This window comes from Roseovarius sp. (genome assembly GCF_048262375.1).
GTDB lineage: Bacteria > Pseudomonadota > Alphaproteobacteria > Rhodobacterales > Rhodobacteraceae > Roseovarius.
Map to the genome: position 1 here is coordinate 1 of NZ_JBLXFE010000017.1, position 13,893 is coordinate 13,893.

At 61.3% G+C, this 13,893-nt stretch carries 17 protein-coding genes and 1 tRNA gene; 8 read left to right on the forward strand and 10 right to left on the reverse strand.

The window, feature by feature from the left end:
* Together ACN0SW_RS15625 and ACN0SW_RS15630 are read right to left on the reverse strand one after the other, a co-directional pair.
* The coding region (locus ACN0SW_RS15625; RefSeq protein ID WP_417728860.1) for an exodeoxyribonuclease III at positions 1-448 on the reverse strand (448 nt) is incomplete at its 3' end.
* Positions 449-511: 63 nt separating this feature from the next.
* The gene (locus ACN0SW_RS15630) at positions 512-835 is read right to left on the reverse strand and encodes a HesB/IscA family protein (protein ID WP_417728861.1); all 324 of its coding nucleotides are present in this window, start codon (positions 833-835) and stop codon (positions 512-514) included.
* A 79-nt stretch (positions 836-914) separates the two neighbouring features.
* Between ACN0SW_RS15630 and ACN0SW_RS15635 the strand changes: the two genes are divergently transcribed.
* The 7 genes from ACN0SW_RS15635 to ACN0SW_RS15665 all read left to right on the forward strand — a co-directional run bounded on the left by ACN0SW_RS15635 (position 915) and on the right by ACN0SW_RS15665 (position 7,716).
* A complete protein-coding gene (locus ACN0SW_RS15635) occupies positions 915-2,084 on the forward strand; it encodes a deoxyguanosinetriphosphate triphosphohydrolase (RefSeq protein ID WP_417728862.1) in 1,170 nt (389 codons plus the stop codon).
* A gap of 101 nt (positions 2,085-2,185) precedes the next feature.
* Positions 2,186-3,931, forward strand: a complete 1,746-nt coding sequence (gene argS / locus ACN0SW_RS15640) for an arginine--tRNA ligase (RefSeq protein WP_417728863.1) — start codon at positions 2,186-2,188, stop codon at positions 3,929-3,931.
* Positions 3,932-4,006: 75 nt separating this feature from the next.
* Positions 4,007-4,948: an SPOR domain-containing protein gene (locus tag ACN0SW_RS15645; protein ID WP_417728864.1), complete on the forward strand. Its 942-nt coding sequence runs from the start codon at positions 4,007-4,009 to the stop codon at positions 4,946-4,948.
* Positions 4,924-5,952, forward strand: coding sequence for a beta-N-acetylhexosaminidase (gene nagZ / locus ACN0SW_RS15650; protein WP_417728865.1), 1,029 nt, complete (start codon positions 4,924-4,926; stop codon positions 5,950-5,952). Before ACN0SW_RS15645 ends, nagZ begins: the two co-directional genes overlap by 25 nt.
* The gene (locus tag ACN0SW_RS15655) at positions 5,945-6,733 is read left to right on the forward strand and encodes a segregation and condensation protein A (RefSeq protein ID WP_417728866.1); all 789 of its coding nucleotides are present in this window, start codon (positions 5,945-5,947) and stop codon (positions 6,731-6,733) included. The genes nagZ and ACN0SW_RS15655 overlap by 8 nt, the downstream gene beginning before the upstream one ends.
* Positions 6,734-6,737: 4 nt before the next feature.
* Positions 6,738-7,397, forward strand: a complete 660-nt coding sequence (gene scpB / locus ACN0SW_RS15660; protein WP_417728867.1) for an SMC-Scp complex subunit ScpB — start codon at positions 6,738-6,740, stop codon at positions 7,395-7,397.
* A 52-nt stretch (positions 7,398-7,449) separates the two neighbouring features.
* Positions 7,450-7,716 carry a hypothetical protein gene (locus tag ACN0SW_RS15665; RefSeq protein WP_417728868.1) on the forward strand — a complete coding sequence of 89 codons (267 nt, stop codon included), beginning with the start codon at positions 7,450-7,452 and terminating at the stop codon, positions 7,714-7,716.
* A gap of 5 nt (positions 7,717-7,721) precedes the next feature.
* Here ACN0SW_RS15665 and ACN0SW_RS15670 read toward each other — a convergent pair whose 3' ends face one another.
* The 8 genes from ACN0SW_RS15670 to ACN0SW_RS15705 all read right to left on the reverse strand — a co-directional run bounded on the left by ACN0SW_RS15670 (position 7,722) and on the right by ACN0SW_RS15705 (position 13,342).
* Positions 7,722-8,795: a 2'-deoxycytidine 5'-triphosphate deaminase gene (locus ACN0SW_RS15670; protein ID WP_417728869.1), complete on the reverse strand. Its 1,074-nt coding sequence runs from the start codon at positions 8,793-8,795 to the stop codon at positions 7,722-7,724.
* A 74-nt stretch (positions 8,796-8,869) separates the two neighbouring features.
* Positions 8,870-8,946: transfer RNA gene (locus tag ACN0SW_RS15675), tRNA-Pro, on the reverse strand.
* A gap of 67 nt (positions 8,947-9,013) precedes the next feature.
* Positions 9,014-9,880 carry a MerR family transcriptional regulator gene (locus tag ACN0SW_RS15680; protein WP_417728870.1) on the reverse strand — a complete coding sequence of 289 codons (867 nt, stop codon included), beginning with the start codon at positions 9,878-9,880 and terminating at the stop codon, positions 9,014-9,016.
* A 14-nt stretch (positions 9,881-9,894) separates the two neighbouring features.
* Entirely contained in the window at positions 9,895-10,197 is a 303-nt protein-coding gene (ihfA, locus tag ACN0SW_RS15685) for an integration host factor subunit alpha (protein WP_040651643.1), read from the reverse strand.
* 110 nt (positions 10,198-10,307) lie between these two features.
* Positions 10,308-11,282 (reverse strand): beta-ketoacyl-ACP synthase III, encoded by a 975-nt coding sequence (locus ACN0SW_RS15690; protein WP_417728871.1) that lies wholly within the window; start codon positions 11,280-11,282, stop codon positions 10,308-10,310.
* Positions 11,279-12,385: a phosphate acyltransferase PlsX gene (gene plsX, locus ACN0SW_RS15695; protein ID WP_417728872.1), complete on the reverse strand. Its 1,107-nt coding sequence runs from the start codon at positions 12,383-12,385 to the stop codon at positions 11,279-11,281. Before plsX ends, ACN0SW_RS15690 begins: the two co-directional genes overlap by 4 nt.
* 23 nt (positions 12,386-12,408) lie before the next feature.
* Positions 12,409-12,615 carry a 50S ribosomal protein L32 gene (rpmF, locus tag ACN0SW_RS15700; RefSeq protein ID WP_008281050.1) on the reverse strand — a complete coding sequence of 69 codons (207 nt, stop codon included), beginning with the start codon at positions 12,613-12,615 and terminating at the stop codon, positions 12,409-12,411.
* A 163-nt stretch (positions 12,616-12,778) separates the two neighbouring features.
* Positions 12,779-13,342: a YceD family protein gene (locus ACN0SW_RS15705; protein WP_417728873.1), complete on the reverse strand. Its 564-nt coding sequence runs from the start codon at positions 13,340-13,342 to the stop codon at positions 12,779-12,781.
* Between the two features lie 88 nt (positions 13,343-13,430).
* Here ACN0SW_RS15705 and ACN0SW_RS15710 point away from each other — a divergent pair, with 88 nt between their 5' ends.
* Positions 13,431-13,889 (forward strand): outer membrane protein assembly factor BamE, encoded by a 459-nt coding sequence (locus ACN0SW_RS15710; protein WP_417728874.1) that lies wholly within the window; start codon positions 13,431-13,433, stop codon positions 13,887-13,889.
* Positions 13,890-13,893 lie beyond the last annotated feature (4 nt).

Genomic DNA, 13,893 nt, shown 5'->3' on the forward strand with positions numbered 1-13,893 from the left:
CGAGACCTCCCTGTCGATCCCTTCGACCGTCGCCGCCTGAGAAGTAACGGGCGCGCAGGCGCTCCATCCACGCCAGTTTGTAGTCGTATTTCGGCCCCGGCGCCGGGTTGCCGTTGGGCAGGTAGAGACCGCAGAGCCGGACCGCCCGATGTTCGCCCATGACCGTCGCCTCGATCCAGCGGGCCTGTTCGTCGCTCTCGTCGCCCGGCAGACCGCGCGTCACATCCTCAAGCGGGCGTTTCGACAGGATCGCCACCCCGTTAAAGCCCTTTTGCCCGTGGGTTTCGACGTTATAGCCGCGATCCTCGAATATCTCGCGCGGGAAACCCTCATCTATGGATTTGATCTCTTGCAGGAGGGCTACATCAGGCGCGGCCTCGTCCAGCCACGCAGGAAGCGCCTCGATCCGGGCCTTGACGCCGTTGATGTTGAACGTGGCGATTTTCATGGCGCGGTCCCCCTCTTGGTCTGAGCCCTCTCTATCGCGCAGGGGGGCGAGGGTGACAAGCGGTCACATCGAAAACGAGGTGCCGCAGCCGCAGGAGGAAGAGGCGTTGGGATTGTCGATGACAAAGCGCGCGCCGATCAGTTCCTCGCTGAAATCAATCGTGGCCCCGGACAGGAAGGGCAGGGACACGGAATCCACCACCACCTTTTGCCCCGCGCCTTCGAGAATCAGATCATCCTGCGCCGGTTGATCCAGCCGGATATCGTATTGAAAACCGGAACAGCCACCGCCCTCGACCGCGATGCGCAGGGCCTGACCCTGATTGCCTGCGCCGATTTCGGCCAGACGGGCAAAGGCACGGGATGTTACCTTGGGCGGCAGTTGCATGACGGGCTCCGGGGTGTTTTACGTTTCTGTTCAACTGCAATATATGGTCCATGGCCTCTGGCGACAAGGATATCCCGCAATGACCGCTCTCTATGCCTCTGATCCTACTGTGATCCGGGGACGTCTTGTGCCCGAGGAGGAGAGTGTGTTTCGCTCGCCCTTTCAGCGTGACCGTGACCGGATCATTCATTCCAGTGCCTTTCGCCGCCTGAAACACAAAACGCAGGTCTTTGTCGCGCATGAGGGCGATTATTTTCGCACGCGGCTGACGCATTCCATCGAGGTGGCGCAGGTGGCGCGCACCATCGCCGGGGCGCTTGGGCTGAATGGCGAGTTGACCGAGGCGGTGGCGCTGGCGCATGATCTGGGGCATCCGCCCTTTGCCCATGCCGGTGAGGATACGCTGAATGGGTTGATGGCGCCTTATGGCGGATTTGATCACAACGCTCAGGCGGTGCGGATCGTGACGGCGCTGGAGCGACATTACGCGGCGTTCGACGGGCTCAACCTGACATGGGAGACGTTGGAGGGGCTGGCCAAGCACAATGGCCCGGTGACGGGCGCGCTGCCTTATGCCTTGGCGGATTACAATGCGCGCCATGATCTTGAACTGCACACCCATGCCAGCGCCGAGGCGCAGGTGGCGGCGCTCTCGGATGATATTGCCTATAACAACCACGATCTGCACGATGGATTGCGCGCGCGCCTGTTTACCGATGACGAAATCGCGAAGCTGCCCATCGTCGGGGACAGTTACGCCGAGGTGGATCGGCTCTATCCCGGTCTTGATCCCAAACGGCGCCGGCATGAGGCGTTGCGCCGGGTGTTCGGTGTGATGGTGGGGGATGTGATTGACTGCTCACGCCGTGCCTTGCAAGAGGCCCGGCCAACCAGTGCCGCCGAAGTGCGTTACCTGGGCCGCCCGGTAATCCGCTTTTCGACGGGGCTGTGGGAGGATCTCAAGCAGATCCGGGCCTTTTTGTTCGCCCGGATGTACCGCGCCCCCGAAGTCAATGCGGTGCGGACGCGTGTTCACCGTGTGGTGACGGACCTCTTTCCGCATTACCTGAATGCGCCGCAACATCTGCCAGAGGAATGGCGCAAGGATGTGGCGCAGGCTAGGGATCAAACCGCGCTCGCACGATTGGTGAGCGATTATATTGCCGGGATGACAGATCGTTTCGCGCTGCAGGAACATGCGCGCCTGACGGGCAATCCCGATCTGATGCCCGACGCAGAAGGGCTTTGACGCTCTGTGATCGGGTCTTTGTGTCGAGGGCGCGCGCGGCTTGTGATTGACGCGCCTCTCGCCAGTGGGTAACCCACCGCAATGCAGCAAGGATAGCTTTTATGAACCTTTTTACCGATATTCGCGACCTCGTGCTGGAAACGTTGGCTGCGATGCAGGCCGGGGGCCAGTTGCCAGAGGGGCTGGATCTGGCCAATGTCACGGTCGAGCCACCGCGCGACCCTGCGCATGGCGACATGGCAACCAACGCGGCGATGGTGCTGGCCAAGCCTGCCGGGCTGAAGCCGCGCGATATCGCCGATGCGCTGGCGGCACGGCTGGCGGATGATCCTCGGATCGACAGCGCCGACGTGGCGGGACCGGGGTTTCTCAATCTGCGGCTGTCGCCGGTGCTCTGGCAAAGTGTGACGCAGGCCGCCCTGAAAGAAGGCGTGAATTTCGGCCGCTCGACAATGGGGAAGGGCAAGCGCGTCAATGTGGAATATGTCAGCGCCAATCCCACCGGTCCGCTGCATGTGGGGCACACCCGCGGTGCGGTTTTTGGCGACGCTTTGGCGAGCCTCTTGGATTTCGTCGGCTATGAGGTCACGCGGGAATATTACATCAACGACGGCGGCGCACAGGTCGACGTGCTCGCGCGGTCGGTCTATCTGCGCTATCTTGAAGCGCATGGGCAGGCGGTGGCCTTTGCCGATGGCACCTATCCCGGCGATTATCTGATCGAGGTGGGCGAGGCTCTTAAGGCCGAGGTCGGGGATGCCTATCTGGACGAGCCTGAGAATGTCTGGCTGGAACCGATCCGCGACTTTGCCACGGATCGTATGATGGCGCTCATCCGCGAGGATCTGGCGGCGCTTGGCGTCAAGATGGACGTGTTCTATTCGGAAAAATCGCTCTATGGCACGGGCCGGATCGAAGCGGCCATTGAGGATTTGCGGGGCAAGGGCCTGATCTATCGCGGTGTGCTGGAGCCCCCCAAGGGCAAGATGCCCGAGGACTGGGAGCCGCGCGAACAGACGCTGTTCAAATCAACCGAACATGGCGATGACGTGGATCGCCCGATCATGAAATCTGACGGCGGATGGACCTATTTCGCGCCCGATATCGCCTATCATTATGACAAGATCAGCCGGGGTTTTGACCTGCTGATCGACGTGTTCGGCGCGGATCATGGCGGCTATGTCAAACGGATGAAGGCGGCGGTCTCGGCGCTGTCCAATGGGCGGGTGCCGGTCGATATAAAGCTTTGCCAATTGGTCAAGCTCTACAAGAATGGCGAGCCGTTCAAGATGTCAAAGCGGGCGGGCACCTTTGTCACGCTGCGCGACGTGGTGGATCTGGTCGGTGCGGATGTGACGCGCTTTGTGATGCTCACGCGCAAGAATGACGCGCCCTTGGATTTCGATTTCGACAAGGTGCTGGAGCAATCCAAGGACAATCCGGTGTTCTATGTGCAATATGCCAATGCGCGGGTGAATTCGGTGCTGCGCAAGGCGTCGGAGGCCGGGATTGCGGTGGACGATGCCACGCTGGCGCAGGCTGATTTGTCGGGGCTGAGCCACGAGGCAGAACTCAACGTCGCGCGCAAGATCGCCGAATGGCCACGTCTGGTTGAGATTGCTGGCCGCACCAACGAGCCGCACCGCGTGGCGTTCTATCTCTATGATCTGGCGTCTGATCTGCACAGCCTGTGGAACCGGGGCAATGACGATCCGTCCTTGCGCTTCATCCAAGAGGGCGACTTTGCCACGTCACAGGCGAAAATCGCCCTCGCGCGTGCTGTAACCGTTGTTATTTCCTCTGGTCTTGGTATTCTGGGCGTAACTCCGGCGGAAGAGATGCGTTAACGCACCAAAGCCGGGGGTGAGGCGGATCACGACATCCCCGGCGGCCATACACCGCCGGAGAGCAAGAGGCGGACAATGGCAGACAGGCACTATGCACGGCCCGAGGCAGGGCCTGAGCGGGCGAATTTTATTGTCAGGCTGACAAATCTGACCGGGGCGGTTCTATCACTCGCGCTTGTCGCGGGGGTGGGTGTCTGGGGTTACAAGATGATTATGCGTGACGTGTCCGGCGTGCCGGTGGTGCGCGCCACGCAAGGACCGATGCGCGAGGCCCCCGCCGATCCCGGAGGGGACGCCGCCGCCCATCAGGGGCTGGCGGTCAATGCGGTTGCGGCCGAAGGCACCGCGGCGGCTCCTGCGGACAGGCTGGTTCTGGCGCCACCGCCGCTCGAATTGTCGTTGGACGATGTGATGCCGCTGACACAAGCGTCTGCTGTGATCGACGCGCGGCCCACGGCAGAGGCGGCGGAGCGTGATCCATCGGCCGCCCCAGAACAGATACGCAAAGCCTCTGTTCTGGCGCTCGCGGATCAGATCGCAGCCGGTGTCGCGCCGATTGCTCCGCTAAAAGAAGACGTGACTGAGCCTGATGCGGCGGAATCCCCGGAGGCTGAGATTGAAGCCGTGGCGACCCGGAGCGCAGCCCCGGTGACGCGCCCGCGCGCGCGCCCGGCCTCGCTGACCTCTGTATCGGATGCCGTTGCCTATGCCGTGGCGGCCGCGCGATCCGCCCCATTGGACGAGGTGGATGCGGCAACAATTCCGCTTGGCACGCGTCTGGCCCAGCTTGGGGCGTTTGATTCCGCCGAGGTGGCGCGTGCGGAATGGGACCGGCTTTCTGGTCGGTTTGGGGATTTCATGGAAGGCAAACAGCGTGTGATCCAGCGCGCGGAAAGCGGCGGGCGCACCTTTTACCGGTTGCGCGCCATGGGCTTTGCCGATCTGGGCGACGCGCGGCGGTTTTGTTCGGCGCTGGTGGCGGAACGGGCCGAGTGTATCCCTGTGGTTACGCGGTGACGCGGTTCGGTGCGACGATCCTCGATGCCGAGGGTCTGCGGCTTAGCTCAGAGGAAAAAGCGTTCTTTCGCGATACGCGGCCGTTTGGCTTTATTCTCTTTGCCCGTAACATCGACAGCCCGGATCAGGTGCGCGCGCTCTGCGCCGAGATGCGCGAGGCGGTTGGGCACAATGCGCTGATCACCATTGATCAGGAAGGTGGCCGCGTGCAGCGTTTGCGCGCACCGCTCTGGCGCGAATGGCCAGCCCCTCTGGATCACGCCGAGATGGCGGGCGCGCAGGCGAAAACCGCGATGTATCTGCGATACCGGCTGATTGCGGCAGAGTTGCACGACCTTGGCATCGACAGCAATTGTGCGCCGCTGGTTGACGTGGCGGGGCCTGCGACGCATCCATTTCTGCGCAACCGGTGTTATGGAACTGATCCCCATACGGTGGCGCAGCTTGGCCGTGCGGTGGCGCATGGGCTTCTGGACGGTGGCGTATTGCCGGTGGTGAAACATATCCCCGGCCACGGTCGCGCCGAGGCTGACAGCCACCATGATCTGCCGGTGGTTACAGCCCCGCATTCCGTGCTGAGCGAGAGCGATTTTGCGCCGTTTCGCGCGTTGAACAACCTGCCGTTGGGTATGACCGCGCATTTGGTCTATTCGGCGATTGACCCTGAGCCGGCGACGTTGTCGCGGCGCATGATGCAGGTGATCCGCGACGAGATCGGCTTTGACGGGGTGATCATGACCGATGACATTTCGATGAAAGCGTTGCATGGCAGCTTGTCCGACCTGTCGCGCGCAGCGCTTGCGGCGGGCTGTGATGTGATCCTGCACTGCAATGGCACGCTGGCCGAGCGACAAGCGGTGGCTGAGGCGGCGGGCGAGATGACCGACGCGGCACAGGTACGGGCAATCCGTGCGCTGACATGGCGCAAGACCCCCGATGCGATTGACATTTCCGCCCTCTCGGCACAGCTTGATGCGCTGACGGGCGGGTGTGCGCATGGCTGAGGACGATTTCGAGAACACAGACAAGCCCGCGCGCGTGGCCGAACGGTTGGCGGCTGAGGCGCTGATCGTCGATGTTGACGGGTTTGAAGGGCCGCTGGACCTGCTGTTGACGCTGAGCCGGACCCAAAAGGTGGACTTGCGCAAAATTTCGGTGCTGGATCTGGCGCGGCAATATCTGGCATTTGTCGAACAGGCCAAGGCGCTGCGGCTGGAATTGGCGGCGGATTATCTGGTGATGGCGGCGTGGCTCGCCTTTCTTAAGTCACGGCTGTTGTTGCCGCCTGATCCCTCTGAAGAGGGGCCATCGGGCGAGGATCTTGCCGCGCATCTGGCGTTTCAGCTTGAGCGCCTGCAGGCGATGCGCGATTGCGCGGCGCGGCTGATGGGCCGTGACCGGCTGGGGCGGGATTTCTTTGCGCGCGGTATTCCCGAAGATGTGGCACGGCTGCGGCGGGTCACCTATACGGCGACGCTGCTCGATCTCATGCAGGGCTATGCGCGCATTCGGACGCGGGATGAGTTTCGTCCATTTGTCATGGATCGTGACGCGCTGTTCACCATGGAACAAGCGCTGGAGCGGATGCGCGGGCTGATCGGTTTTGCCGGCACATGGACGGATATCGTGAGCTATCTGCCCGATGGATTTACCCGCGATCCGGTGCGGCGGCGTTCGGCCACGGCTTCGACCTTTGCGGCGGCGCTGGAACTGGTCAAGGAAGGGCGCGCAGAGCTAAGACAAGCAGAGGTTTTCGCGCCGATCGAGCTGCGCCGCAAGGATTAAGAGAATGTCGGAAGCACCTGTAGAAAAAGAAAAAAGCCTGTTTGAGGCCCCGCCAATTGCGGAGCAGGAGCGCATGATTGAGGCGATGCTCTTTGCGAGCGCGGAGCCGCTCACGACCCGTGACATGGCCGAGCGCATGCCGCATGGCAGCGACCCCGCCGAGGCATTGGTGCATCTGCGCAAACGTTACGAAGGGCGCGGCGTGCGGGTGGTCAAGGTCGGCGATGCCTGGGCGATGCGCACAGCGCCGGACCTTGGTTATCTGATGAGCCGTGAGACGATCGAGACCCGCAAGCTGAGCCGGGCCGCCATCGAGACTCTGGCGATCATCGCCTATCATCAGCCGGTAACCCGCGCGGAAATCGAAGAGATCCGTGGTGTTGCGGTCAGTCGGGGCACGGTTGATCAACTGCTGGAGATGGAGTGGATCCGGTTTGGACGGCGCAAGATGACGCCGGGGCGACCGGTGACATTTGTCGTGACGCAAGAATTTCTGGATCATTTCGGGCTGGAGAGTGCGCGCGATCTGCCCGGGCTCAAGGAATTGCGGGCCGCCGGTCTCTTGGACAATCGTCCGCCGCCGGGAACCATGCCTCAGATGGGCAGTGGGGATAGCGACGAGGACGAAGGTGCGCCGGGACAGAACGAGCTCTTTGAGGATTGAGCGTGGCGTGTCGCAACCTACGACGCGCGTAATTGCGTCAAGGACAAGCGGTTTGAGCGAAAATTGTCAGTTTGCCCTGAAATGGGCATGGTTTGATGATATCGATCGCCCGGAGGCAGCAAGAGGGAGCAGCAAAATGAACGCCAATCAGATGATCAATATGGTCGTTCGCATGATCCTCCGGCAGGTTATGCGCAGCGGCATGAATGCAGTGAGCAAGCGCATGAACACTGGCAGAGGTCCCGCGCCCGATGTCCAGAAAACCGTGCAGCGCGGCCGTCAGACGATGAAACCGGGGCGTAAAACCGGTCTGTTCTGAGGTCGTTACGCCTTGAAATGTTTGGAAAGTTTCAGGCCCTGACCCTGATAGTTCGAGGCAATACCCGCACCATAGAGTTGATCGGGCACGCGGTCCATGTGTTCATAGACAAGCCGTCCCACGATCTGGCCGTGTTCCAGCACGAAGGGTGCCTCGTGGCAGCGCACTTCGAGCACGCCGCGTGAGCCGGTGCCACCGGCGGCGGCATGGCCGAATCCGGGATCGAAGAAACCGGCGTAATGCACCCGGAATTCCCCAACCATGGCCACATAGGGGGCCATTTCTGCGGCACATTCGGGCGGGATATGCACCGCCTCGCGGCTGACGAGAATATAGAAGGCACCGGGATCGAGAATGATCTGGCCGTTGTCGGAATGCACCTCTTCCCAATAGGCGGCGGGATCGTAATACCCGATCCGGTCAAGGTCGATCACGCCGGTATGTGGTTTGGCGCGGTAGCCGACGAGCGTGCCGGACGCAGGGCGCAGATCAACCGAGAAGCCGAGCCCCTCATCAATCACGGCGGTCCCATCCACCAAAGGCGTCTGCGCGTGCAGCGCGCGCAAGCCGTCATCCGAAAGCACCGCTTGCCCGGCACGAAAGCGGATCTGATTGAGGCGCATGCCGGGACGCACCAGCACCGAGAATGATCTGGGGCAAATTTCGGCGTAGAGTGGCCCCGTATAGCCGGGGGCCACGCGGTCAAATTCGACGCCGCCATCGGTTATGAGTCGGGTCAGAAGATCAAGCCGTCCGGTTGAGGATTTGGCATTGGCGACCGCCTGCACGCCCAAGGGTAGGGCGAGGGATTCCATGAGCGGCACAACGTAGACACAGCCTTTTTCCAGCACCGCACCGGCGCTGAGATCGATCCTGTGCATTTCGAATTCTGACAACCGGCTGGACACGGTCCGTCCGGCCCCGGTGAGGAAAGAGGCACGCACCCGATAGGCCATTTGCCCGAGGCGCAAATCGAGGCTGGCGGGTTGTACCTGTTCGTTCAGGATCGCTGGGTCAGCCGTCAACTGGCGGCCCGCGATCATATCGCGAATTTGCTGGCTGGAAAGAACCCCGGTCATCACTGCCCCCTTGCTGCCCCGCATCCGGGACAGGGTGCCCGAGGGGCCCAGGCGGGCGGGATCGTCGGTAGATTTGGTCGGGCTAGCAGGACTTGAACCTGCGACCTTCCGTCCCCCAGACGGACGCGCTACCAGGCTGCGCTATAGCCCGACGATGGGCTGTTCATAGCGATTTTGACCGGCGGGGCAAGAGGTAAATCCCGAATTTTGGTAGGGATTTACCGCTCTCTCGTGTTGGGGGCTGTCTGTGCCTTGAGCGCCGCAACAAGCGGCGCGAGGCGGGCGGCGATTTCCGGTGAAATCGGCCGGGGCAGAGCGCTGAGGGCTGTCAGCAATCCGGGTGGGGTGTCGAGGCTATCGGCGGGATCCTCGGGCAAATCAGGCTGTGTCAGGGGGGCTGGTCCAGCCTGTTCCACCGGTTCTGACGCGTCGGCTGGGACAGGCGGCTGATCTGGAGCTGACACTATGACGGGACTATCTTCTCGGTCCGGTGTTGGCTCGGCCTCTGGTTCCGGAGAGCCGGTGGGGGCGTCATCCGCAGGTGACAGAGCCTCTGGCTTAGCTTCGGGCGCGGCGAGCGGAGCATCCTCATCAGTGTCCTGAGGCGTCTGTGGGGGGGGATTCTCGATCGCGGCATCGTCAAGGGCGATACTGTCGTCAGTCGTGACCGGGGCGGTTGTCTCGGCGTCGTCTGGTTCAGGACCCGATCCCGAGGTGTCAGACCGTGCGAAGGCCAGCACGTCGGCAGGGCGCGCCGGATCTGTGGCTACATCAAGCGCGATACCACTTAGCTCTTCGTGGGATTCGTCGTCCAAGGATGGCGACAGGCGACATACCTCCTGAATACCATGCTCGCGCAGATACTTTTGCGCACCCTTGATTGTCATGCCCTGATCGTGCAGCAGCACCTTGATGCCACCCAAGAGTGACATGTCCGCCGGGCGGTAGTAACGCCGCCCGCCGGCGCGTTTGACCGGCTTGATCTGAGTGAACTTGCTTTCCCAGAATCTCAGAACATGCGCCGGGACTTCAAGCCATTCCGCGACTTCGCTAATGGTTCGAAAGGCGTCGGCGGCTTTGCCCATAAGCGGCGGTATCCTCAGCTTTTGGTGCCGTCGGCGACGCGGTCTTTCATCAGGTGGGAGGGCCGAAAGGTCAAAACCCGACGCGGGTTGATCGGCACTTCTTCGCCCGTCTTGGGATTGCGCCCTACACGGGCGGTTTTGTCACGCACCGAGAAGGTGCCAAAGGACGATATCTTGACCTGCTCGCCGCGCACCAGAGCGTCGGACATATGGTCCAGAACACTCTCAACCAGTTGGGCCGCATCGTTGCGCGACAATCCAACTTCGCGAAAAACAGCCTCGCTCAAATCCATCCGTGTCAACGTTTTGTCGGTCATCACATCCCCGCGATTTTTTTCAACACATTGCGGCGAAGAGATTTCCGAGTCAATCTCAACAACTTACAGGCAGAGATTAACCTGCATATTTCCGCGCATTTTGGCGGAAATCACCAGCGAAGAGCCACCGCACCCCAAGCCAGACCGCCGCCGATCGCTTCTGCAAGCAGCAGATCACCGGGTTTGATCTTGCCCGTGGCAACCCCGACCGAGAGCGCCAATGGGATGGATGCGGCCGAGGTGTTGCCATGATCCTGCACGGTGACGATGACGCGCTCCATCGGCAGGCCGAGTTTTTTGGCGGTGCCTTGGATGATACGGATATTGGCCTGATGAGGGACGATCCAATCGACATCTGCGCCCGTCAGCCCGATTTTCTCAAGGGCTGTCTCAGCGGTCGAGGCGAGCTTTTCCACAGCCTGACGAAACAGCGGATTGCCCTGCATGCGCAATTTACCGGCCTCGCCGGTGCTTGATACGCCGCCATCGACATAAAGCATATCACGGTAGCGCCCGTCGGAATTGAGGTCCGAGGCGAGAATGCCGCGATCCGCCGAGGTGCCTGCGCCATCCTGAGCCTCAAGCACCAGCGCGCCTGCGCCATCGCCAAAAAGCACGCAGGTCGACCGGTCAGTCCAGTCCATGATGCGACTAAAGGTTTCCGCGCCAATCACCAGCATGCGCCGGGCCTGACCCGAGAGGATGAGCGCATTGGCGGTCGTCAGCGCATAGATAAATCCCGCGCAGACGGCCTGAACGTCAAACCCGAACCCGCGTGTCATGCCGAGGTCTTTTTGCACCATGGTCGCCACAGAGGGAAAGGTCAGGTCCGGGGTCGAGGTGGCCACGATGATCCCGTCGATGTCATCGGGCAAAAGACCTGCATTCTCGAGCGCTGCACGGGCTGCACGCACGGCGAGATCCGAAGTGGTCTGGTCGTCGGCGGCAAAATGACGACGCTCGATTCCAGACCGGGTACGGATCCACTCGTCAGACGTATCCAGAGTCTTTTCAAACTCCGAATTGGGGACAATCCGGTCTGGTAGGTAATGTCCGATTCCTTGGACAACGGCGCGCAATGTCATTCAGTATCAGCCTCTGGTTGGGGCTCTGGAAGGGCATCCTGATCCAGCAGGGCCGCAGAGGCAACCCGCGCGGCCAGCCTGTCAGAAAAGCCCGATTGTGCCAGCTCGAACGCCAGCTTGATAGCCGAGGAAACGCCTGTAGAATCGGCCGCGCCGTGGGATTTGACCACGGTGCCATTGAGTCCAAGGAACACGCCACCGTTGGCGCGGCTCGGGTCGATTCGCTTTTTCAGGCGTCTGAGCGACGTTAAGGCCAAAACCGAGGCCAGCCGCGACAGGAAGGAATAGGCAAAGGCCTCGCGCAGCAGGTCTGCGATCAGCTTGGCGATGCCTTCGCCAGTCTTGAGCGCGACATTGCCGGTAAAGCCGTCGGTCACGATCACATCGCATTTGGTGCCGGGCAGGTCGCGCCCTTCAACAAAGCCCACAAAGTCGAAATCCGCGATTCGCGCATTGGCTGCGATCAGATCGTATGCTTCCTTGAGTTCGGCGCGGCCCTTGTGCTCTTCTGTGCCGACATTCAGCAGGCCGATGCGCGGGCGCGCGAGGCCAAAGCCGTTGCGCGCGTAGGACGCCCCCATCAGCGCGTATTGCATCAGGTCTTTGGCGTCGGCGCGAATATCGGCCCCGCCGTCCAGCATGATATTGTGCTTTTGGGGGTTCCTTGAGGGCCACATCACTGCGATAGCCGGGCGGTAGATACCGGGAAGCTTGCGCAGGCGCATCACTGACATGAGCATCAGTGCGCCGGTGTTGCCGCAAGAGACGCAAACAGTCGCCTCGCCCATGCGCACCGATTCCAGCGCGGACCACATCGACGTGTTACGGCCATGCCGCACCACATGCGATGGCTTGTCGTCCATTGTGACGACTTCGGGCGCGTGCCGGATTTCGCACCGATCAGCCAGACCGCGCCGACGCGCAATCAGACGTTCCAGTTCTTCACGGGGGCCGTGGACGATGAATCCGATGTCGGGGTTCTTGGACGCAGAATAGGCGATGCCGGCAACAACCGTTGCCGGCCCCTGATCTCCGCCCATGGCGTCAACCGAGATTATGGTGCGTCCTGCACCCGCCTTGGAATGATCCGTGCGAGCGGTCATGCAGCAAATCGCCTATCGCGGGTTCAGGCCGCGTCGTCTTCCAGGTCGATTTCTTCTACCAGCGCCACAACCTCGCGGTCGGCATAGTGTCCGCACGCGGAGCACACATGATGCGGGCGCTTCAGTTCGCCGCAGTTGGTGCATTCGTTTGGATTGCCTGCAACCAGCGCGTCATGGGCGCGGCGATTGTTGCGGCGCGATTTCGATACTTTGTTCTGTTGGACGGCCATGTCGCAACCTCAATTCCTGTGGGCCTGTATGGCCCTGTTTCACGGGTGTTCGCGGCTCTTAATATGTTACGAGCCGCCGGTTCAACCCCAAATTCCGGTGAGAGCGGGAAAATACAGAGATTTGATGCAGGGGCAAGCGATTCTTGGGGGTATCCTGCAATGCTCAGGCGTCATCTTCGTTTCGTAGCTTGTCGCGCAGGCTGGCGAGACCGGCAAAGGGCTTGGTCTCTTCGTCCTGCATGGGGGCTATGCCGTCTTCGGCTACTGCGAGACTGCCAAGCTCTGCACCCTCGCGGCGGGGATAGGGCGGAAGGGCCAAGGCCAGAGCCTCGATCATCACTCGGGCGATGTCAATTTCCGCCCCAAGGGGTTCCAGCGTGTCATCACCGGGCATTTCGATTTCGCTACCGGGATCTGCGGTCTCCAGAACCGCCTCTGGCGAAAACCGTCGGGTGACTTTCTCATCAATGCGGGTCTGAACGGGCTCTAGCGTGACCACGCAGGGCTGTGTCACCGTTGCCCCCAGATCGGCCTGCAACAGCCAATCCTTGCGCCCCTCAGCGGTGAGCGTGCCGCGAAAGCGCAGTTTGCGCAGAGCCAGCAGATCAAGGTCGCTGGCGATAGCCTCTGACTGTGCCGAATTTGGGGTCAGATCAAAGGTCACCGGACGTCGGCTTGAGAGATCGGCAACGCGGATCACCTCGGTCTTTTGCGGGTGTTGTGCCATCTTTCCCCTCGCTTCCTTTCTTGAACCATTGCATCACCTTGCTGTAAGCGGGATAAAAGCCGAAGGCGGCCAAGACAAGAGGGCAGAAATGACAGCGATCCGAAACCGAGTGATCAGCGCTTTGGCGCTTTGCTGTCTGATGGTCGTGACCGGCTGTTCTGCCACCTACCGCAATCACGGATATATGCCGCCAGAAGAGGACCTGCAAAACCTCGTGGTGGGGGTCGATACCCGTGCCACGGTGGACGATGTTGTCGGACCGCCGTCTTTGTCGGGCGTGTTGGCGGATGGCGATTACTATTATGTCCGCAGCCGGGTGCGCGAATACGGGATGTACCGCCCTCAGGTCGTTGAACGCAGAGTGCTGGCGATTTCCTTTAACGACGATGACACAATCGCCAATATCGAGGAATTCGGGCTGGAGGACGGTCAGGTTGTGCCGATTGCACGCCGCGTGACCGAATCCTCGGTGGTCAGCAACGGGTTCCTGCGTCAAATCCTGAGCAATATCGGCAATCTCAATCCGGCGTCTGCCTTTGAGAACTAAGCAC

Excerpts from the sequence above, each read along its gene's own strand:
- ACN0SW_RS15670 (WP_417728869.1), bottom strand. The coding sequence starts at position 8,795 with ATGACCGGGGTTCTTTCCAGCCAGCAAATTCGCGATATGATCGCGGGC.
- ACN0SW_RS15690 (WP_417728871.1), bottom strand. The coding sequence starts at position 11,282 with ATGACATTGCGCGCCGTTGTCCAAGGAATCGGACATTACCTACCAGAC.
- ACN0SW_RS15635 (WP_417728862.1), top strand. The coding sequence starts at position 915 with ATGACCGCTCTCTATGCCTCTGATCCTACTGTGATCCGGGGACGTCTT.
- plsX (WP_417728872.1), bottom strand. The coding sequence starts at position 12,385 with ATGACCGCTCGCACGGATCATTCCAAGGCGGGTGCAGGACGCACCATA.
- ACN0SW_RS15710 (WP_417728874.1), top strand. The coding sequence starts at position 13,431 with ATGACAGCGATCCGAAACCGAGTGATCAGCGCTTTGGCGCTTTGCTGT.
- ACN0SW_RS15705 (WP_417728873.1), bottom strand. The coding sequence starts at position 13,342 with ATGGCACAACACCCGCAAAAGACCGAGGTGATCCGCGTTGCCGATCTC.
- scpB (WP_417728867.1), top strand. The coding sequence starts at position 6,738 with ATGTCGGAAGCACCTGTAGAAAAAGAAAAAAGCCTGTTTGAGGCCCCG.
- argS (WP_417728863.1), top strand. The coding sequence starts at position 2,186 with ATGAACCTTTTTACCGATATTCGCGACCTCGTGCTGGAAACGTTGGCT.
- rpmF (WP_008281050.1), bottom strand. The coding sequence starts at position 12,615 with ATGGCCGTCCAACAGAACAAAGTATCGAAATCGCGCCGCAACAATCGC.
- ihfA (WP_040651643.1), bottom strand. The coding sequence starts at position 10,197 with ATGACCGACAAAACGTTGACACGGATGGATTTGAGCGAGGCTGTTTTT.
- ACN0SW_RS15680 (WP_417728870.1), bottom strand. The coding sequence starts at position 9,880 with ATGGGCAAAGCCGCCGACGCCTTTCGAACCATTAGCGAAGTCGCGGAA.
- ACN0SW_RS15655 (WP_417728866.1), top strand. The coding sequence starts at position 5,945 with ATGGCTGAGGACGATTTCGAGAACACAGACAAGCCCGCGCGCGTGGCC.
- ACN0SW_RS15630 (WP_417728861.1), bottom strand. The coding sequence starts at position 835 with ATGCAACTGCCGCCCAAGGTAACATCCCGTGCCTTTGCCCGTCTGGCC.
- ACN0SW_RS15645 (WP_417728864.1), top strand. The coding sequence starts at position 4,007 with ATGGCAGACAGGCACTATGCACGGCCCGAGGCAGGGCCTGAGCGGGCG.